Source organism: Flectobacillus roseus, assembly GCF_030056595.1.
Classification (GTDB): domain Bacteria; phylum Bacteroidota; class Bacteroidia; order Cytophagales; family Spirosomataceae; genus Flectobacillus; species Flectobacillus roseus.
The window spans coordinates 1-931 of record NZ_JASHIF010000048.1 but is presented as its reverse complement, the minus strand read 5'-3'; the positions used below and the strand labels follow the sequence as shown (position 1 = coordinate 931).

General features: G+C 34.8%; 1 protein-coding gene. It reads right to left on the bottom strand.

Features of this window, described 5'->3' with window-relative positions; genetic code table 11:
* Positions 1 to 9: 9 nt before the first annotated feature.
* The gene (locus QM524_RS25905) at positions 10 to 855 is read right to left on the bottom strand and encodes an IS5 family transposase (protein WP_283346902.1); all 846 of its coding nucleotides are present in this window, start codon (positions 853 to 855) and stop codon (positions 10 to 12) included.
* Between the last annotated feature and the right edge of the window lie 76 nt (positions 856 to 931).

Here is a 931-nt window from a genome sequence, read left to right as displayed (position 1 = left end):
TGAAGCTGTTTAAACTTTCTTTTTTTTATTGATTTTGCGTAAGAAAATGACTGAGAATGCCATAAAATGTAACGACATCCAGTTTCTGACTGAGAATTCGAATCTCACTAAAAGAGCTTTGAAACCGTCAATCCAAGCATTTGCGTGTTCAATTACGGTTCTGTTTTTATATAATTGTTCGTCAAAAATTGCTATTCCAATCGGAGCTAATTCAGATTCTTGATTTCCAGCATTACGAGGATTTGGCTTGACGTTTGGAATAATATTTTCTTTCTCACAAGCCTCTCTAAATGAATCTGAGTCAAAGCCAGGGTCTGCGTTTAAAAATAAACCATCTAAACTAATTTCCGCCTGTTTTAACATGGCACAAATTTCATCAAAGAGAGATTGTATTTCAAACAAGTCATGATGTTGTCCTTCTTGTGGAGTGGACATCGCCAACATAACACCTTGATTGTCACATATAAATAAAGTATTGGTTGTTTTACAAGCCTTGCGACCTTGATAACCAACAGCATCACCACCATTTTTGGCAGGGGTATGACTACCATCAAATTCAGCACTGGATAAGTCTAAATATTGGTGATTTTCTTTCAAAATGTTTATCCAAATTTTAGTCCAACAGCCAGCTTTTGCCCATTTGTTGTAATGATAAAATACCGTATTCCAAGTTAAAACATTACCACTAAAAAACTGTTTTACAGGTAATTCTCGCCACTGACAACCCGTTTTTAGCCGATATAAAATGGCTTCAATTATCTCATGAATTGGTACAGTAGGGTCAAAACCTCTACTTCCTATACTCAAAAGTGGGATAATCCACGTTTCGATTGTATTTTTACTCAGTATTCCCATTATGTGATGTTTTATGATTTAGCAACACAAAATTCTCACTTATTTGGGAATACTTTTCAAAAGTTTAAACAGCTTC